Source organism: Microcoleus sp. AT8-A3 (assembly GCF_036705675.1).
Taxonomy (GTDB): Bacteria; Cyanobacteriota; Cyanobacteriia; order Cyanobacteriales; family Microcoleaceae; genus Microcoleus.
This window is the reverse complement of record NZ_JAUBVD010000001.1, coordinates 127,885-147,362: the sequence shown is the minus strand read 5'-3', so window position 1 is coordinate 147,362 and position 19,478 is coordinate 127,885. Positions and strand designations below refer to the sequence as shown.

17 protein-coding genes and 1 pseudogene are annotated in these 19,478 nt (G+C 47.2%); 15 read left to right on the top strand and 3 right to left on the bottom strand.

What is annotated here, in order from left to right:
* The first annotated feature begins 206 nt into the window (after positions 1-206).
* The 6 genes from accA to rdgB all read left to right on the top strand — a co-directional run bounded on the left by accA (position 207) and on the right by rdgB (position 6,122).
* Positions 207-1,187 carry an acetyl-CoA carboxylase carboxyl transferase subunit alpha gene (accA, locus tag QUB51_RS00660; protein ID WP_333051515.1) on the top strand — a complete coding sequence of 327 codons (981 nt, stop codon included), beginning with the start codon at positions 207-209 and terminating at the stop codon, positions 1,185-1,187.
* 241 nt (positions 1,188-1,428) lie between these two features.
* Positions 1,429-2,154 carry an SDR family oxidoreductase gene (locus QUB51_RS00655; RefSeq protein WP_333051517.1) on the top strand — a complete coding sequence of 242 codons (726 nt, stop codon included), beginning with the start codon at positions 1,429-1,431 and terminating at the stop codon, positions 2,152-2,154.
* Between the two features lie 218 nt (positions 2,155-2,372).
* The gene (folE, locus tag QUB51_RS00650; protein ID WP_333051519.1) at positions 2,373-3,107 is read left to right on the top strand and encodes a GTP cyclohydrolase I FolE; all 735 of its coding nucleotides are present in this window, start codon (positions 2,373-2,375) and stop codon (positions 3,105-3,107) included.
* Positions 3,108-3,312: 205 nt separating this feature from the next.
* Entirely contained in the window at positions 3,313-4,740 is a 1,428-nt protein-coding gene (locus QUB51_RS00645) for a phosphoglucomutase/phosphomannomutase family protein (protein ID WP_333231306.1), read from the top strand.
* Positions 4,741-4,898: 158 nt separating this feature from the next.
* The gene (locus tag QUB51_RS00640; protein ID WP_333231304.1) at positions 4,899-5,519 is read left to right on the top strand and encodes a hypothetical protein; all 621 of its coding nucleotides are present in this window, start codon (positions 4,899-4,901) and stop codon (positions 5,517-5,519) included.
* 15 nt (positions 5,520-5,534) lie between these two features.
* Positions 5,535-6,122, top strand: a complete 588-nt coding sequence (gene rdgB / locus QUB51_RS00635; protein ID WP_333051524.1) for an RdgB/HAM1 family non-canonical purine NTP pyrophosphatase — start codon at positions 5,535-5,537, stop codon at positions 6,120-6,122.
* Between the two features lie 140 nt (positions 6,123-6,262).
* Here the strand turns inward: rdgB and QUB51_RS00630 are convergent, their stop codons facing one another.
* Positions 6,263-6,601, bottom strand: coding sequence for a P-II family nitrogen regulator (locus tag QUB51_RS00630; protein WP_006633346.1), 339 nt, complete (start codon positions 6,599-6,601; stop codon positions 6,263-6,265).
* A 350-nt stretch (positions 6,602-6,951) separates the two neighbouring features.
* Here QUB51_RS00630 and QUB51_RS00625 point away from each other — a divergent pair, with 350 nt between their 5' ends.
* The 8 genes and pseudogenes from QUB51_RS00625 (at position 6,952) to QUB51_RS00590 (ending at position 15,234) form a co-directional block, all read left to right on the top strand.
* Complete coding sequence (locus tag QUB51_RS00625; protein WP_333051525.1) at positions 6,952-8,250, top strand: MFS transporter; 1,299 nt, start codon at positions 6,952-6,954, stop codon at positions 8,248-8,250.
* A 353-nt stretch (positions 8,251-8,603) separates the two neighbouring features.
* Positions 8,604-8,777: pseudogene (locus QUB51_RS00620) on the top strand (RNA-guided endonuclease TnpB family protein); the annotation flags it as partial.
* Between the two features lie 212 nt (positions 8,778-8,989).
* The gene (gene ilvB, locus QUB51_RS00615) at positions 8,990-10,825 is read left to right on the top strand and encodes a biosynthetic-type acetolactate synthase large subunit (protein ID WP_333261151.1); all 1,836 of its coding nucleotides are present in this window, start codon (positions 8,990-8,992) and stop codon (positions 10,823-10,825) included.
* Between the two features lie 421 nt (positions 10,826-11,246).
* A complete protein-coding gene (locus QUB51_RS00610; protein WP_333261155.1) occupies positions 11,247-12,674 on the top strand; it encodes a serine/threonine-protein kinase in 1,428 nt (475 codons plus the stop codon).
* Between the two features lie 228 nt (positions 12,675-12,902).
* A complete protein-coding gene (locus QUB51_RS00605) occupies positions 12,903-13,112 on the top strand; it encodes a type II toxin-antitoxin system HicB family antitoxin (RefSeq protein ID WP_333051530.1) in 210 nt (69 codons plus the stop codon).
* A 206-nt stretch (positions 13,113-13,318) separates the two neighbouring features.
* Positions 13,319-14,587 carry an FGGY-family carbohydrate kinase gene (locus QUB51_RS00600; protein WP_333261158.1) on the top strand — a complete coding sequence of 423 codons (1,269 nt, stop codon included), beginning with the start codon at positions 13,319-13,321 and terminating at the stop codon, positions 14,585-14,587.
* Between the two features lie 105 nt (positions 14,588-14,692).
* Positions 14,693-15,037, top strand: a complete 345-nt coding sequence (locus QUB51_RS00595; RefSeq protein WP_106146328.1) for a hypothetical protein — start codon at positions 14,693-14,695, stop codon at positions 15,035-15,037.
* Complete coding sequence (locus QUB51_RS00590; RefSeq protein ID WP_333051533.1) at positions 15,034-15,234, top strand: hypothetical protein; 201 nt, start codon at positions 15,034-15,036, stop codon at positions 15,232-15,234. The genes QUB51_RS00595 and QUB51_RS00590 overlap by 4 nt, the downstream gene beginning before the upstream one ends.
* Before the next feature lie 355 nt (positions 15,235-15,589).
* Here the strand turns inward: QUB51_RS00590 and pcrA are convergent, their stop codons facing one another.
* On the bottom strand, positions 15,590-17,938 hold the full coding sequence (gene pcrA / locus QUB51_RS00585; RefSeq protein ID WP_333261162.1) for a DNA helicase PcrA: 2,349 nt from the start codon (positions 17,936-17,938) through the stop codon (positions 15,590-15,592).
* 209 nt (positions 17,939-18,147) lie between these two features.
* Entirely contained in the window at positions 18,148-18,531 is a 384-nt protein-coding gene (locus QUB51_RS00580) for a YkvA family protein (protein WP_333051537.1), read from the bottom strand.
* Positions 18,532-18,649: 118 nt separating this feature from the next.
* On the opposite strand from QUB51_RS00580, the gene QUB51_RS00575 reads away from it, so the two are divergent.
* Positions 18,650-19,390, top strand: a complete 741-nt coding sequence (locus QUB51_RS00575; RefSeq protein ID WP_333051540.1) for an SIMPL domain-containing protein — start codon at positions 18,650-18,652, stop codon at positions 19,388-19,390.
* Positions 19,391-19,478: the final 88 nt, after the last annotated feature.

The following is a 19,478-nucleotide window of genomic DNA, read 5'->3' as shown; positions in this document are numbered from 1 at the left end:
TTGGCATCAGAATAATATTTTTCGGAGTGCAGCGCTAGCTTCCGGCTCGCGCTATATGATAATGATGATGTGACCAAATTTGATCTCATACAAAATTTAAAATTCAAAACTTCCAAATTTCCTCTCTTTTTCAGCATCCCCTGACAGGGTAGGATCGGGAAATAGTCGATCGACTTTCACCTTAAAACCTTATAGAAATTATCAGCGTGCCAAACCCAGACCGTAAACCCTTACTCTTAGATTTTGAAAAGCCCCTGGCCGAACTCGAAACCCGAATTCACCAGATTCGCGAACTCGCCGCCGAAAACAGCGTCGATGTCACCGACGAAATTCGCAAACTCGAAGCGCGTTCCGCCCAACTGCGACAAGAAATTTTCAGCAGCTTGTCCCCCATGCAGCGGCTGCAACTGGCCCGTCACCCGCGCCGCCCCAGCACCCTCGATTACATTCAGGCAATTAGCGACGAGTGGCTCGAGCTTCACGGCGATCGGCGCGGCGGAGACGACCCGGCCCTCGTCGGCGGAATTGCCCGCATAGACGGGCGTCCCACAGTCATCATCGGCCATCAAAAAGGGCGCGACACAAAAGACAATATCGCCCGCAACTTCGGCATGGCTGCTCCCGGCGGCTACCGCAAAGCCCTGCGCTTGATGGAACACGCCGATCGCTTCTCCATGCCAATTTTCACCTTTATCGACACTCCGGGGGCTTGGGCGGGCTTAGAAGCAGAACAGCTCGGACAGGGAGAGGCGATCGCCTGTAACCTCCGCGAGATGTTTCGCCTCGACGTTCCCATTATTTGCACCGTCATCGGCGAAGGCGGATCCGGCGGCGCATTGGGTATCGGCGTCGGCGAGCGGCTGTTAATGTTAGAACATTCCGTCTACACCGTCGCCACCCCCGAAGCTTGCGCGGCGATTCTCTGGAAAGACTCCGGTAAAGCTAACTTGGCCGCAGAAGCTCTCAAAATCACTTCCTGGGATTTGAAAAACCTCGGCATTCTCGATCAAATAGTACCAGAGCCGATCGGCGGCGCTCACTCGAATCCCCTCAAAGCTGCCTCCATACTCAAACAAGCTTTGTTAGAAAACTTAGCAGAACTAACCCAGCTTACGGGTCAGCAGCGACGCGAACTCCGGTATCAAAAATTTCGCCACATCGGTGTATTCACTGAAATTGCGGCTTGAGCCGATCGATTCAGAGTTATCAGTTATGAGTTAAAAATTCTTAACTTTAAACTCATAACTCACAGCTCATTATTCTGCGGATCTGTCAGCAGTGTTATAATTTCTCAGGTGACACGGCTTAACAGTTCTTAATGTTTATCTCATAATTAACTGTTATCACCCGCAGCAGACAGTTGTCTAATTTGCCGATGAAGGCTGCAACGCTGTAGGGAGTTGCCGAGGGAAAGTATTAGGACATTGAATGAACCATCCAACAACAAAGCAGGCTCTGATTACCGGAGCCAGCAGCGGTATTGGCAAAGCGACGGCTCTAGCGTTCGCCGCCGAAGGCATAAATCTGGCCTTAGTTAGCCGAGAGTCGGAAAACTTAGAAGCCGTTGCCGCAGCGGCCCGAGCAGTCGGAGTGAAAGCAGAAGCTTATCCCTTAGACTTGGCAAAAATTGAGCAAGTGCAAAGCAGCATCAGCGCGATCGCAGCTCAATTGGGTGCCGTAGATATCCTGGTAAACAGCGCTGGCATGGGCTACACCGGCTCCTTGACGGAAACTTCCCTAACCGACTGGCAAAGCGTTCTAGACCTCAATCTGACTAGCGTTTGGCAGTGCATTTTAGGAGTTTTGCCCTCAATGCGCGATCGCCGATCGGGAATCATCATCAACGTTTCCTCGATCGCCGGCACCCAAACCTTCCCCAACTGGGGAGCCTACTGCGTTAGCAAATTTGGTCTCATGGCTTTGTCTAAAACCTTAGCCGCCGAAGAACGGGCTCACGGAATTCGCGTAACAGCAATCTGTCCGGGTTCTGTCAACACTCCTATGTGGGACACAGACACCGTGGACGCCGACTTCGATCGCAGCGCCATGTTAACCCCAGAAATCGTCGCCCAATCAATTCTGCACGCAGTTCAGTTACCAGCGAGTGCAGTAATTGAAGAAATCACGCTCATGTCCAACGCAGGAGTTTTGTGAACTTGAGATTTTAGACTGCTGGATTTTTCTCGAATTCAACAATCTTTGAATCTCTAGCTATAGCGGTTCTCAGATAAATGAGGTATACAGAAACCCTGTAATGTCAAGCTTTCCAGGTCAAAATTCGTACCTCACATTTTTGAGAAAGGCTATATATCCCCCAATCGAAAATCTAAAATCGAAAATCGAAAATCGATTCACCCTCACACCAACTTGTTATGACAATTGCATCTTCCGCCGATTCCAATGGGTCGAACTCTCTCTCGACTGACAGCATGAAACTGTTACAAACCGCAGACAACAACACCCCGCGCATCCCAACTCGACCCGATCGCAATTCCTCCCACGGTCAAGAATCCAGCGTGCCCAAACCATCAGAAGTAGGCATGGAAGAAATGATGGAGGCTGTTCGCACAATGCTGCTGGGAGTAGGAGAAGATCCTGAACGGGAAGGATTGCTCAAAACCCCAAAACGGGTAGCAGAAGCAATGCGGTTTCTCACCAGCGGTTACAGTCAATCCCTAGAAGAACTCCTCAACGGCGCTATCTTTGACGAAGGCCACAACGAAATGGTACTGGTACGAGACATCAGCGTATTCAGTATGTGCGAACACCATATGCTGCCGTTTATGGGTAGAGTTCATGTCGCTTACATTCCCAACCAAAAAGTAGTGGGATTGAGTAAATTAGCCCGAATTGCTGAAATGTACAGCCGCCGATTGCAGGTGCAAGAACGTTTGACACGCCAGATTGCTGAAGCAGTTCAGACAATATTGGAACCGCAGGGAGTAGCTGTAGTAATGGAAGCCAGCCATATGTGCATGACGATGCGGGGTGTGCAAAAACCTGGTGCTTGGACGGTTACGAGTGCCATGTTGGGCGTGTTTCAAGAGGAACAGAAAACTCGCGAAGAATTCCTGAATTTGATCCGCCACCAACCGGCATTCTTTTAGTCATTAGTTATTAGTCATTAGTCATTAGTCATTAGTCATTAGTCATTCACTTTTTTCTTGGTGGCTAGCGATCGAGCAATTTGGTCACTAGCCCCCAGATTCATCCGCAGTCGCAATCTAAAATCTAAAATCTAAAATCTAAAATCGGATGACGATCGACTGATAAACCCATAAAATAGACGGGTGACTCATGACTTGTGACTAAATGAATCCTCCTATCAAATTCGGTACAGATGGCTGGCGCGGCATCATTGCTGACGATTTTACATTCGATCGCGTAGCGTTAGTCGCTCCCTTAGCGGCACAAGTTCTCGCACAAACCGGCAGCAGCGATGGCAGCAGCGGTACCGTAATTGTCGGTTACGACCGCCGATTTCTGGCTGAAGAATTTGCCTTCACAGCGGCTGTTGCCGTCCAAAACGCAGGATTTGACGTGCTGCTGAGCGAATCCTACGCCCCCACTCCAGCTTTCAGTTTAGCTGCCAAACAATTAAATGCTTTGGGTGCGATCGTCCTGACAGCCAGCCACAATCCCGGTGCATATTTAGGGTTAAAAGTCAAGGGCGGATTTGGCGGTTCAGTTTCGCCCGAAGTTACTCAACAGATAGAAGCAAAACTCGAAAATCCGGCGGCAATTTCAGCAACTCCCGGCAAATTGGATAATTTCAATCCTTGGCCAGCTTACTGCAAAACCTTGCGGGAAATGGTAGATATTGAGGCGATTAAAGAAGCGATCGCCAGCGGCAAAATTACAGTATTTGTAGATGTAATGCACGGGGCCGCAGCAGGAGGACTAGCTCAAATTTTAGAAGAAACAGTACATGAAGTCAACAGCGATCGAGATCCGCTGTTTGGTGGCGGTGCACCGGAACCTTTGCCGCGCTACCTGTCGCAGTTATTTCGGGTGATGCGTACTCACCAGCGAAAAAGTTCTGGTTTGTCCATTGGATTTGTATTTGACGGAGATAGCGATCGAATTGCAGCCGTTGACTCTAGCGGCAACTTCCTCAGTTCACAAATCCTAGTTCCCATCTTAATCGAACATTTAGCTTCACGGCGCGGCTGGACCGGGGAAGTCATCAAAACAGTCAGCGGTTCAGACATAATTCCTAAAATTGCCAAGCTGTACGACTTGCCATTATTTGAAACGCCGATCGGTTACAAGTATATAGCCGATCGAATGTTGACCACCCAAGTCTTAGTCGGCGGCGAAGAATCGGGAGGAATTGGCTACGGTACACACATACCCGAACGAGATGCTTTGCTGTCAGCGCTGTACTTATTAGAAGCAGTTGTCAAATCCGGCGAAGACTTAAGCGAAATTTACAGCCGACTGCAACAAGAAACAAGCTTTACTTCAGCGTATGACAGAATAGACTTGCACCTAGCAAACATGGAAGAAAGGTCGCGTTTGCTGTCCCTGCTGCAAAATCAACCCTTAACAGAAATCGCCGGCAAAGCAGTTGTAGATTGCAACAAAGTGGACGGATATAAATTTCGTTTAGCAGACGGAAGTTGGCTGTTAATTCGGTTTAGCGGAACCGAACCAGTGTTGCGGCTGTATTCAGAAGCAGCGACATTGAAAGAAGTCATGAAAAACTTAAACTGGGCGAAAAATTGGGCGCATAATTAATCGGACTTTTCCACCGCAGATCAACGCAGATGAACGCAGATGACTCGATCTCAAATCTCTCTTTCTCTGCGTCCTCTGCGCCCTCTGCGGTCAAAAAATCTTGTTCAGAAATCAAATAGTATGGCGGCTATATCAGGTTAATTTTAGGATAAAAGCAAATGGCATACAGCGATTTCAGCCTTGCGAGAGTCAAAAAAGATTTTGGATTAACCTTAGATGAAACTCGCAATTTATTTGCCGACACAAAACCAGTTTCACCATCAGAAATTTTAACAACAATCCTGATTGATTATGTACCGCTAGCAACTTTTATTTCCACAGAAAAAGCTCGTTCAGAATTTTTGATTGCGCCGATATTAGCAGAAGTCCGGCGATTGTTAAACAAACGAGTTTCTCTTTTTTCCGGTAAGGATTTTACTGTCGATCCAGAAAGAGGTTTGCAAGGATTTTGCGATTATATTATTAGCGGTTCTTCAGAACAATTGTTCATCAGTGCTCCGGTTATAACAATTTTTGAGGCAAAAAAGGAAGATATCATTGGGGGTTTGGGTCAATGCGTAGCGGCAATGGTAGCGGCCCAATGTTTCAATCAAAACCAAGACACTGAGGTCGATCGCATTTACGGCGCGGTGACGACTGGGACTAACTGGAAGTTCTTGATTTTAGAGGAAACTACTCTCTATATCGATCCGACAGAATACTATATTAAAGAGGTTGATAAGATTTTGGGAATTTTGTTGCAACCATTTTCCCCATCTTTTGTTAATATGGAGCCATAAGTTTTAAGAGAAATAATGACCGATCGCAAATTGCTAGTTGTCGCTACGGGCAATCCGGGTAAACTCAAGGAAATGCAAGTTTATCTTCAGGATTTGGGATGGAAATTGGATCTCAAACCGGAAGAGTTGGACATCGAGGAAACAGGCGAAACTTTTATTGCTAATGCTTGCTTGAAGGCGTCTGAAGTCGCAAAAGCAACGGGCAAATGGTCGATCGCCGATGATTCTGGTTTAATGGTAGATGCACTCAACGGCCAACCTGGGATTTACTCCGCGCGCTACGGGAAAACCGATGCTGACAGGATATCTCGACTTCTCAAAGAATTGGGAAGCGAACAAAACCGGGAAGCACAATTTGTTTGCGCGATCGCGATCGCCCGTCCCGACGGTACAATTGCCCTGCAAGTAGAAGGAATTTGCCGAGGCGAAATCCTGCACACTCCTCGCGGTACGGGAGGTTTCGGATATGACCCCATTTTCTACGTACCCGCACAGCAACAGACTTTTGCCGAAATGACACCGGATATCAAGCGATCGCACTCTCACCGCGGCCGAGCCTTCCACGCTCTCATACCACAAATGGCGAACCTTGTCAACCCCTAACGAGTAAAAAAGCCAAAACCGGGGGGAACTGTGGCATTGGATATTGACACTTAGGTATCAGAACTAAACAGGAAATAGGTTTTTCCTGGGCAAAGACCAGTTACCAAAGACCAATGCCCAATGCTCAATGCCCCAGTATCTTAGATAGCCTCCAAGTTCTTTTCTCCAGTCCGAATCCGAATAATTTGTTCTACAGGAGAGATGAAAATCTTGCCGTCGCCAATCTCGCCCGTGCGGGAAGCCGCGATAATTTTATCAACCACCATGTCAACCTGATCGTTTTCCACAACAATCTCGACCTTGAGCTTTTGCAAGAACTCAACGGTGTACTCAGAACCGCGATAGCGTTCTGTCATGCCCTTCTGACGGCCAAAACCTCTAACTTCAGAAACAGTCATCCCCACAATACCAGCATTGACGAGTGCGATTTTCACTTCGTCTAGTTTAAAGGGGCGAATAATAGCTTCAACCTTTTTCAAGTTTTTCACTCCTAACAGTTAGTACCTTCGTTATATTACTTAAATCGCGTGACATCTTTTAATATCACTGCTAGTATTAAGTATTTTGTAAAATATACTACCTTATTTTGTACTCGCGATGAGAGGCACGCCAATCTTTAACAATATTCTCCCATTGGCCCGAGGCGCGGGCTCTCCGCTCCGATAGATCGCGGTAGAGTGAAAAAGACCCAAGCCCTCCGCCACGGATCTGCTAAAACAGAAAAAGAACCCAGGAGACAGGAGTTTTCCGAGTTTCCGCTTTGCTATGTCAGATTTGCACATATTGCTGAAAACTATAATTGCCAGAGGCGGTCAGTTAAACTATTCTTATGCACCCAGCCAGCCCTCCCCCTGACCGCAGCGGGCTTGATGCCCTACTGAGAAATCGCCCCTTCCTCGCCTTGTGGACGGGCCAGTTATTGGCCCAAGTGGCGGATAAAATCTTTTACGTATTGCTGATTATTCTGCTGAAAACCGGCGACTACCGACCCTGGCCGGTTTCTTGGCAACATTCGGAAAATTCTATGCTGTCAGCGGTGATGATCGCCTACACCGTGCCAGCGATCGTCTTTGGTTCCGTAGCCGGTATCGTGGTAGACCGCTTTTCCAAAAAGCAAATGCTGGTCGCCTGCAACGTGATTCGAGCCGGGTTGATTGTAGCTTTGCCGTTTTTGCCCAAAGCTTTTGTGGTTTTGTTGACAATGACGTTTTTAATCTCTACCGTAACGCAATTTTTTGCTCCTGCAGAAGCGGCCGCCGTCCCCCTGGCTGTGGGGCGAGAGGGACTGATGTCGGCAAATGCTCTGTTCGCCTCGTCCACAATGGGCGGGATCATTATTGGGATGACGATCGGCGAACCGCTGTTTAGTTGGGTCAAACACAGCTTCGGATCAGCTTCTCAAGAGTTTTTGCTGGGCGGGTTGTACCTGATATCAGCAGGTTTGATCTATGCCATGCAGATCAAAGAAGGTCATGTCGGCAGCAGTGGCAAAAACGTCCATCCTTGGCAAGACCTCAAGGAAGGTTTGCGGTATGTGAAACACAATCACCTTGTCAGCAACGCGATGGTGCAGTTGACCATTTTGTATTCCGTGTTTGCGGCGCTTCAGGTGCTGGCGATCGCGCTTTCAGGCAAAATAGGTCTCAAAGAAACTCAATTTGGCTTTTTACTCGCTGCAGCGGGAATTGGAATGGTCTTCGGCGCAGCCTTTTTGGGACATTGGGGTCATCGAATGCACCACAAACCTCTGCCTTTAATCGGTTTCTTGATGATGGGTTTTGTATTAGCAATGTTTGCCTTTGCCAGACACCTTTGGGTGGGATTCGGATTGAGCGCTCTGTTCGGTTTTGGTGCTTCCTTAATTAACGGCCCGATGCAGGCTCTGATTCAAGAAAAAACTCCCGAATCTATGCGGGGTAAAGTCTTTGGATTTGAAAACAATGCGATTAATATTGCTCTGAGCCTGCCTTTAGCACTGACTGGCCCGCTAACGGATGCTGTCAGTAATGCCGTCGGCGACGATGACTTGGGCTTGCGGATCGTGTTGCTGGGTTTGGGCTTTTTGGTCTCGGTGATGGGCATGGCAGCTTGGAAACATACTCGCAAAGTCTTGCAGGATGTTCTCTGAACTTTGCCAAGAAGGAAGAAGCAAGAGGGCTTGGTTTTCGCGATCGATCCATAACATAGCAACCGCCCTGATGATTAGGACGTTCTTAATTGCTCAAACGATTAGTTTTTCTTGTCGAATGCCGAATCAAGAATGCTATAGAAGCGTCATATCACGGTAAACCGACATAGAGGCAGCGATTTCCTCTGTGTCTTTCTTCCTCTGCTGTTCCACAATTTATCGCTCGGACACCGCCCGCTCGCCAAACTTTTTGTAAAATATCAGCAGTCAAATTTTCAGAATTTGACTATTGAGATTAAAGTAGTATTATAAAACATCATTAAGATTGTAAACATCAATAGACAATGGTAGTATCATATAGTCAGATGATTAATGCCGATGCTAACGGGTCTTATAATATTTTGAGAAAAGCAATCCCAAATGCGTTTAGCGATGGGATAGGGAGCTGCGTAGTTCAGCCGAGGCGGGTTAATCCGCTTAAAGTAAAAGCGAAAGGGGAGGGACTTCATGCCTCCCACGTCATGTAATATAGCAATCCTCGCATCAGTTGTAAAAATATGTAGGGGTAGTGCTACCCCTACTCCCCGTGCCTACCCCAGCCTGCATCGGTGCAACCGGGCGTGGGGAGATCCCCTACAAGAATTACACAAATCATTTAGGATTGCTATAGATGACTATAGTTTTACAAGCTATAAAAGCTTTCATTAAAAAACATAATTAGTTTAAGGAAGGAAATACTGTGCAACTAAAAACTAAAGTGACAATCAGGCGTGCAACTGGTGGATTTGCTCTGATTGACAGCTTGATCCGCCACGGTGTCAAGCATATTTTTGGTTATCCCGGCGGCGCAATTCTGCCACTTTACGACGAACTCTACCGCGCCGAAGAAACTGGCGCTATCAAACATATTCTGGTGCGCCACGAACAAGGCGCGGCTCACGCGGCTGACGGATACGCCCGCGCTACGGGCAAAGTTGGAGTTTGTTTTGCTACTTCGGGCCCCGGCGCAACTAATTTAGTGACGGGGATTGCGACGGCCCACATGGATTCGATCCCGATGGTAATTATTACCGGTCAGGTGCCCCGTGCGGCGATCGGCACTGATGCGTTTCAGGAAACAGATATTTACGGGATTACCCTGCCAATTGTCAAGCATTCCTATGTAGTACGCGACCCCAGAGATATGGCGCGAATTGTGGCAGAAGCTTTCCACATCGCCAGTACAGGGCGGCCGGGGCCAGTCTTGGTTGATGTACCCAAGGATGTGGGTTTAGAAGAATTTGACTATCTGCCCGTGGAACCCGGATCGGTGAGAATTCCGGGCTACCGCCCGACGGTGAAGGGAAATCCTCGGCAGATTAATCAAGCAATCTATTTGCTGCAGGAAGCAAAGCGTCCTTTGCTGTATGTGGGCGGCGGGGCGATCGCAGCGGGGGCCCACGAGGAAATTAAGGAACTCGCCGAACTTTTCCAATTGCCGGTCACGACAACACTGATGGGCAAAGGTGCCTTTGACGAAAACCATCCTTTGTCGGTGAAAATGCTGGGGATGCACGGCACTGCTTACGCTAATTTTGCCGTTACCGAGTGCGATTTGCTAATTGCTGTCGGGGCGAGGTTTGACGATCGCGTGACGGGCAAATTAGACGAGTTTGCCGCGCGCGCTAAGGTGATTCACATCGATATCGACCCGGCGGAAGTCGGCAAAAATCGCGGCCCTGACGTGCCGATTGTCGGAGATGTCCGCCAAGTTTTGCTCGATTTGCTGCGCCGCTGTCGGGAAACTGGAGTTTCAGGGAAAACCGGACAGACTGCGGAATGGCTGCACAGGATCGATCACTGGAAACAGGACTATCCGTTAGTTGTGCCTCATTACCCAGACATTTTGTCTCCGCAAGAGGTGATTTCGGAGTTGGCTACTCAAGCGCCGGATGCTTACTACACAACAGATGTCGGTCAACATCAAATGTGGTCGGCTCAATTCTTGAACAACGGGCCGCGCCGCTGGATTTCGAGCGCTGGTTTGGGCACGATGGGTTTCGGGGTGCCGGCTGCGATGGGCGCGAAAATGGCGCTACCCAATGAGCAAGTGATTTGTATTGCTGGCGATGCTAGCGTGCAAATGAATATTCAAGAGCTGGGAACACTAACACAATACGGCATTAATGTCAAGATTGTGATTGTAAATAACGGCTGGCAAGGTATGGTACGGCAGTGGCAGCAGGCGTTCTACGGCGAGCGTTATTCCTCGTCGAATATGACCGTGGGGATGCCGGATTTTGTGATGCTGGCTGAAGCTTATGGCGTGAAGGGGATGCTGGTTTCGCAGCCGGAGGAACTCAAAGATGCGATCGGTCAAATGCTCGCTCACGAGGGCCCGGTGCTGATGAACGTCAAGGTGACGAGGGACGAAAACTGCTATCCGATGGTAGTTCCAGGTAAGAGCAACGCTCAAATGGTTGGTTTGCCCGATCGTAGCAAGTTGCAATCTGCGGAGTTGATTTATTGTCCGAGTTGCGGCGCGAAGAATGTTTCGACGAATAAGTTTTGTCCTGAGTGCGGGACAAAAGTTTAACGAGTTTTGAGTGGTGTTTAGGCATTGCCTGTTAGTCTCAATTTAAGGTCAAACTTACTCAGAGACTGCTGTTTATCGTCGAGGCCAGATCCCCCCTAGCCCCCCTTAAGAAGGGGGGAACCGGAGCGATCTCAACTTAAGGTCAAACGTGGTCATAGACTGCTGTTTATCGCCGAGGCCAGATCCCCCCTAGCCCCCCTTAAAAAGGGGGGAACCGGAGCGATCTCAAAGTCCCCCTTCTTAAGGGGGATTTAGGGGGATCTGGCCTCGGATAAAAGCGAGAGATACAAAGGTTTCAGACTTAAGTTGACACGATGAAAGGCAATCCCATCTCTTTACCCGGCTCTGCTGTTTCACATTTAAAACCATATCCGCTGGCATCGCATCGAGAGCTTTAATCTCTAATCTCTAAGCATATTTTATGAGCCAGTGTCTCAACCCTGATTGCCTATTCCAAAACCCGTCTGGCTATACAAAATTCTGTCAAAAATGTGGGAATAAACTGCTATTGGGCGATCGCTACGGAGCCCAAAAAATTATTGGACAAGGGGGATTTGGGCGCACTTTTCTAGCTATTGACGAGTATAAACCATCAAAACCTCCCTGTGTTATTAAACAATTCTACCCCCAATTTCAAGGCGCTTCTAGTATCCAGAAAGCTGCTGAGTTATTTGAGCTTGAAGCAGTCCGCCTAGAACAGTTGGGTAAACATTCTCAAATTCCCGACTTATTAGCATATTTTAGTCAAGATGAACGGCAGTATTTAGTCCAAGAATTCATCGACGGTGAAAATTTAGCCCAAACACTAGAATCTAAGGGATATTTTAGCGAAACGCAGATTCGCGACTTGCTTAATAATTTATTGCCAGTATTAGAGTTCATTCATTCCCGCCAAGTAATTCACCGAGATATCAAGCCAGAAAATATTATTCTTCGGCAAGATGGGCAACTGGTTTTAGTGGACTTTGGAGCCGCGAAATATGCGACACAAACAGCTCTAGCGGTAACGGGAACGAGAATCGGGACGGCTGGATATATGGCACCAGAACAAGCCAACGGTAAACCGATTCATGCGAGTGATATTTATAGTCTGGGTGTGACTTGTCTGTGTCTGTTAACTCAGGTTGAACCTATTGATTTATTCGATGATAGCGAGTTTGAGTGGGTGTGGCGAGAACACTTAAAAACATCTGTCAGTTCGGAACTGAGTCAGGTTTTAGATAAAATGATACAACCTGCTCTTAAAAAACGTTATCAATCTGCTACTGAAGTTTTGCAGGATATTGGTACTCAATCACCTCAATTATCAGCTCAAACACCTCCAACGACACCGCCACCAGACTCGCTTAAATCAGCGCAGGGTGTTGACTATACTCGTCTGCGGGATTTATTGGCCACAGGGGAGTGGAAAGAGGCGGATCAGGAAACATTCAAGGTGATGTTAAAAGCTGCTAGACGGGAGAAGGAAGGTTGGTTCGATACGAACTCGATCGAGAATTTTCCTGGCGATGATTTGCGGACGATCGACCAGTTGTGGGTAAAATATAGTCAGGGTCGTTTCGGCTTTAGTGTCCAGAAAAAAATCTGGTTAGAAATAGGCGGTAAAGTTGATTATGACACTGAATGCAAGCTAGGCGATCGTGTGGGTTGGCGAAAGAGGAGAAAGGGGAGGAAAGAGTGGTTGAGCTACAATGATTTAACCTTTAATTTGCAAGCACCACCGGGGCACCTCCCGTCGTGTGCGCGTGTGTTTGCGTGGGGGGGAGAAGGATTGGGTTGGGTTGTTGGGGTGTTGGGGTGGTTAGGGTTGGTTGTATGGTTCTCTCTTCTCTCGCATCAAGAGCTGTAAGCTCTAATTTATAGGAATTTCAGCCTTTTTTCAAGTCTTTTTTATCGAATCTTTTTTTACGAAATTATCGATTTTAGTCATTTCATTACGTGCTAATTGGATGGGTTTCACAAAGACACGACTTACCCACTAAGGCCAAAGAAACCGGGTTTTTGGCCTAATCGGTGGGTGACAACGAAAGATTTTCGTAAAAAAACCCGGTTTCTGACCACCCGTGGGTATCAACTAATGCGTTATGCGATTGTCATTGAAAAAACACCGAATAACTATTCAGCTTACGCGCCCAATTTACCCGGATGTGCAGCCACAGGCGCTACCCTTGCGGAAGTACAGCAGCAAATTAAAGAAGCAATAGAATTTCACTTAGAAGGATTGCGAGAAGAAGGTTTACCGATTCCCGAACCAACTAGGCTATGTGAATATGTCGAAGCACGATAATCTCAGAAACCCGGTTTCTTTCTAGATTTCTCGTCACTCAACGCAAAACTCGTAGAAACCGGGTTTCTAGCCCCCATGCTTAAGCGATGAACTTACGCACTAATGCCAAAGAAACCGGGTTTTTTACCTAATCTGTGGGTGACAACGAAAGATTTTCGTAAAAAAACCCGGTTTCTGAGATATAGGAAAATTCGCGGGAGTAATCAATGAATCTTTATTTGGGAATAGATTTCGGCACGACGGGCGCCCGATCGACAATCATCGACTCCCAGGGTACAATCCATTGCGAGACAGAACATACTTTTGCCAACGCACAAAAGCCGGAATTGCCCTCGGTGTGGCAAAATGCGCTGTGGGCTGTAATTGAGCAAATTCCCCCAGCAATCCGCAATCAGGTAAGGGCGATCGCCCTTGACGGCACATCTTCCACTGTCATGCTGTGCAATACCGACGGTATACCTGTATGTGAGCCGATTTTATACAATGATGCGCGCGGTGCAGCGGTGACAGAGAGGTTGCGGGCGATCGCGCCGGATAACCACACAGTATTGAGCGCTACATCCAGTCTGGCAAAACTCCTGTGGTGGCAGGAGGGCGGGCACGGGGGCACCGCCCCTACAGTTTTCCTGCATCAAGCTGACTGGCTGGCATTTCTGCTGCACGGGAAATTGGGAATTAGCGACTATCACAATGCTTTGAAACTCGGTTTCGATGTTGATACTTTGTGCTATCCCAATTGGCTGACACAGGGAATTGCGGGCGCTGCAACGCCTGAATTGCCGCAAGTTATCGCACCGGGAACGCCTGTGGGGGAAGTGAGAACTCAAGTGGGCGATCGCTTCGGTTTTTCCCGCGATTGTATGGTTTGTGCTGGTACAACCGATAGCATTGCCGCATTTTTAGCAAGCGGTGTCAATTTACCAGGGGAAGCAGTAACTTCTCTCGGTTCTACACTAGCAGTCAAACTGTTAAGTCATACCCGCGTAGATGATTCTAGATACGGGATTTACAGCCATAAATTAGGCGATTTGTGGTTAGTTGGAGGTGCTTCTAATACCGGAGGTGCGGTGCTGCGACACTTTTTTACTGATGTTGAGTTGGATAATTATAGCACACAAATTGATCCAGAACAAGAGAGTTTGCTGGATTATTACCCATTGTTGAAAAAGGGCGATCGCTTTCCGATTAATGACCCGAATTTGCCGCCACGACTCGAACCGCGCCCAACTGATTCAGTGGAATTTCTGCACGGTTTGCTAGAAAGCATAGCGCGGATTGAAGCGCGGGGATATCAATTATTGCAAGAATTGGGTGCAACTCCTTTAACAAAGGTTTATACTGCTGGCGGCGGGGCGAAAAATTCGGTTTGGAGTGCGATTAGAAAGCGTTATTTAAAAGTGCCTGTAGTAACGCCAATTCATACTGCGGCTGCTTATGGAAGTGCGTTATTGGCGAAGCAGGGAACGCAAATTTAAAGGTGGTAAATTTGGACTGATATCGCTATCGATTAAAACTAAAATGAGAGGAAGCAAACATTCTGATATATTGTTTTAAGTTGTTATCCCTAAAAATTAAGGACAATGGCAAAGCTACCTGATGACATCCTGAACACAATTTTCACATTGCAGCGGCGGCTAGTGGAAATCCTCAACGAAACAACCGCCACAGAATATATATTCATGCAGCAGTTTGGCGAGACAGAAGCGACACTCCCCGAACTAGAATCCCTGGATAATATTAAGGAAAGGTTGAGAACCTCTTACAATCGTTTGTACAGGCTTTTGCAGCAGGTGGCAGAATCTCAACCCGCTGCGACTGCGGATACGTTAAACTTTCTGTATGGAACGATAGAAGACGGAGAGGCAATTGTCGATGCCTCAGCAGCAAGCATTCAAGAAATCAAAATGGATTGGAACTTACGATGAATCAACAACCTAGAATCCCCGACGCTGAAACCAGAAAGCGACACGTTGAAAAGATGCGTGAAGTCTGCCGACAGTTGGACGCTTTCAATTTGAAGTTAGATGAAGCGATTGCCATATTTGAAGCTGATAACCGCCGCCAGCGTCGAGAACGTTTGGCGGGTAAATACAGGCGTGTGGAATCTCAGGTAGTCGAATAAGATATGAGATGTTGCATCATTGTTAATAAGTCTTTTATGAACAGGCTTTTCGGCCTGTTCCACAAAGAGTGAATTTTCTTGTGGAACAGGCATCTTGCGATGTTGCATTATTGTTAATAAGTCTTTTATGAACAGGCTTTTCGGCCTGTTCCACAAAGAGTGAATTTTCTTGTGGAACAGGCCGAAAAGCCTGTTCTTGAAAATGGTGCAAGATGTGAGATAAGATCGATCGAGGGGCGATTCCCTGCGGGATAGCCTTGAATCATTTCTTTTGAGTCCCCTCTGTTCGGACGCAAGGTTGTGTAGTAACGGTTTTAACCGCCGACTCCGATCGGGAGTTTTCAACACTTTTCTATTAAACTCGCTGCAACTTAGCTGTTCTCGGATCGATGATTTTTCGGCCCAAACCCGAAAACTTAATTGCCAGATTAGTTTTATCGCCTTCTCCCAAAACGTGGGTAATTTCTCCAACTCCAAAAGCATGATGAAAAACCCGATCGCCCGTTTTCCACTCTGCCGATTGAGAATTCCCAGAATTAGCTGCTGAATTATTAGTTTTTCCCTTGGAAACAGCCGTTTTCCCCGCTTTAGTTTTCTTCGCACTTCCCGCCAGCAAATGTGTCGGCAATTCCCCTAAGAATAGCGAAGGGGTGCAGTGTTCCCGGTAGCCTCCCCAGAGGCGGCGTTCGCGAGTGTGGGTAAGAAATAGCAATTCCTGGGCGCGAGTGATGCCGACGTAGCACAAACGGCGTTCTTCTTCGATCGCTTTCGGGTCGTCCAAACTGCGGAAATTCGGAAATAAACCCTGTTCCATCCCGACTAAAAATACCACGGGAAATTCTAATCCTTTTGCGGAGTGCAGCGTCATCAGCGACACGCGGGAATCTTCTTCCTGCAAGTCATCTAAATCGGATGCTAAAGATGCTTTTGCTAAAAACGATGTCAGCGTCGGTTCTTCGTTTTGTTCTTCAAATTGCAGCACTGCATTGTACAATTCTCTGACGTTTTCTATGCGATTTTCTGCTTCCTCGGTTCCTTGATTTTTCAAATCTTGAATGTAGCCTGAATCTTGGATAATTCCTTGGACAATTTGCGAAGCCGGCAGAGTTTCAACTTGCGATTGCCAACGACCAATCATTTCGGCAAACTTAATAATAGCTTTTGCCGATCGCCCTGCTAGAGTATTGACAGAAGATTCATCGCTGAGGATTTCCCACAACGGAATGCCCAATTGAGTTGCAGCGTCTTCGATTTTGGAAAATGTGGTATCACCAATGCCGCGACGGGGAGTATTGATGATGCGTTTGAGGCTGACGCTATCGTCGGGATTGGCAAGCGCCCGCAGGTATGCTAGGATATCTTTGATTTCTTTGCGATCGTAAAACTTCAGCCCACCGACAATATTGTAAGGAATGTCTAAACGCATTAACGCTTCTTCAAAGGAGCGAGATTGAGCATTTGTGCGGTAGAGAATCGCAAAGTTACTGCCGTTTTCGTATTCGGAGTTTTGGCGCTTTAAGGAATGAATTTGACCTGCTACAAATTCCGCTTCATCTAATTCGTTGTCGGCGCGCCAGACAACAATCGGAGCTCCCGGTTCGCGAGTCGGGCGCAGAATTTTTTCGATCCGTTCGGTATTGTGTTCTATCAAGTGGTTCGCGACTTGCAGGATGTTTTCGCGCGATCGATAATTTTCCTCTAATTTTACCATCGTCTGAGTTTTCTCGTCAGACAAACCATCTCCAAAATCCTCTTGAAATTCCAGCAATATGGTATAATCTGCCATCCGAAAGCTGTAAATTGATTGATCGACATCGCCCACGACAAAAATCGAGCGGTTTTGCCATTTATCGAAGTTTTTCGGGTCGGCGTTATTTGTCACCAACATCCGAATCAAATCGTATTGAGTGCGGTTGGTATCTTGGTATTCGTCAACTAAAATATGGCAAAACTTTTTATGCCAGTAACTTAATACTTGCTCGTTTTGGCTCAAAAGTTTAACGGGAACGAGGATTAAGTCGTCAAAATCAAGGGCATTGTTGGCTGCTAAAGCGTCTTGATAGCGACTGTAAACATCCGCAATCACCCGACCTCGATAATCCGGTTCTGCTGCTTGGTACTCTTGAGGCGAAAAACCTTTATTTTTAGCGTTGCTGATGATATAGCGGACTTTTCGAGGGTCAAATTTCTTGTCGTCAAGGTTCAGGATTTTGGTGACGATTTGTTTAACGAGACTTTGAGCATCTGACTCGTCAAAAATCGAAAAGTTTTTTTTCCACTGGCGACCTTTTTCGTCTTGATATTTCTCTATGTCGTAGCGGAGAATGCGGCCGCACAAAGAGTGAAAAGTCCCCATCCAAATGTGTTTGGTAATTCTTTGGTAAATTTGCGATCGCAATTTCGTTTGCACATCCGGTGCTAAGTCTACCAAAGGTTTGCCATATTCCGCTTCAGCTTGCTGAGTTGCCAGCAATTTCTCAATTCTTTCTTTCATCTCCCTGGCGGCTTTATTTGTAAATGTCACCGCCAGAATATTTTCGGGATCGACTCGATGGGTGCGAACTAAGTTAGCAACTCGGTAAGTTAGAGCTCTGGTTTTGCCGGAACCAGCGCCCGCTACTACTAACAGCGGCCCGTTATAATGGGCGACTGCTTGGCGCTGAGATGGGTTGAGGTGGCTGAGGAAATCAGTGGTTTGAGTCATAGCTAGAAAGTTAGTTTAATTTTTTAAGGGGTAAATAATACTTGGTATGCGATACCGCGAGTTCTTTTAACCTAATGTGTACCTAGCGCACCCTATATTATAACTAGAATGGTAATTTTTAAAACTTTAAATATTTTTGGAGCCAGCGAGTTGTTTCAGGTAAGGTGCTGGGCGCGCACGCTACACAATAACTAGATAGGTAATTGTTTTTAACGTTTAAATATCCGTGTCAGCCAAATTGCTGCTAATATTCCCAAGCCAATCCAAATGGCAATAATAACAACAGCGGCAGCCCTATTTATCGGTTTCCCTCGATCTATTTCTGCGGCTGCTTTTTCCCGACACTCTGCTAAAACCTGTGGCGGAATCATCTTCAGTACCAGCCAAATTCCCAAGGGTACAATTATCAAATCGTCCAAGTAGCCGAGAATTGGTATGAAATCGGGAATTAAGTCGATCGGGCTAAAAGCATAGGCCACCGTAAGCCCTGCTAAAATTATGGCGTACCAAGGTACTCTCTGGTCTGTACTGGTTAAATAAACCGCGTAAGTCTCTTTTTTTAGTCGGGGGGCAACTTGTTTTAAGCATTGCATATAATGACTAATAACTAATACTTTTTTTAGTTACTAAAAATGTAACAACCCGGATATTTAGCACTTTCAGTGGGAAGGTAAAGTATAGCATCTGTTGTATGTGAGGAGAATCAAGTTTATGAATTCAAATTTGCAACGTGGCGATCGCATTAATTTCCGCAGTCTGGTAACAGCGTTGTGTTTAACCTTAACTCTCGTTAGTTTTGTGAGATTAGATCCGGCGGTGGCTCAAGAACAGCGGATCAGAACGCTGAGTGTTACTGGGCGGGGTGTGGAAGCGATTCCCACAACCCAAACGCAAGTGCGGCTGGGGGTTGAGGTGCAGGGGAAAACGGCTGCCGAGGTGCAGCAGGAAGCGGCGAGGCGATCGTCCGCTGTGGTAGAGTTGCTGCGATCGCGCCAAGTCGAAAAACTCGAAACTGCCGGCATCACCCTCAATCCCATTTATAACTACGACAACAACCAACAGCGCTTGACAGGTTATACAGCGACGAATACCGTCAGTTTTCGGATTAATACTGCATCTGCCGGCACTTTGCTCGACGATGCGGTGAATGCCGGAGCCACACGCATCGACGGCGTGAGTTTTGCCGCCACCGAAAGTGCGATCGAATCTGCTCGAAAACAAGCACTCAAAAAAGCCACTCAAGATGCTCAAGCGCAAGCGGATGCAGTCTTTAGCGCCCTCAACCTGAAGCGGGGAGAGATTCTGGGCATTCAAGTCAACGGTGCGATCGCGCCGCCTCCTATGTATCGGCAATTGGCTGGTGCTCGCATGGCTGCTGCTGACGCTACAACGCCTGTGGTGGGGGGGGAACAGCAGGTAGAAGCTTCTGTGACTTTGCAATTTGGATATTAATAATATAGTTAGGGGTTGAACTGGCCACCTCAGCTTGACCCTAACTATTTCTCGATTTATCAAGCAGCTTTTTCTACAAAAAACTTTA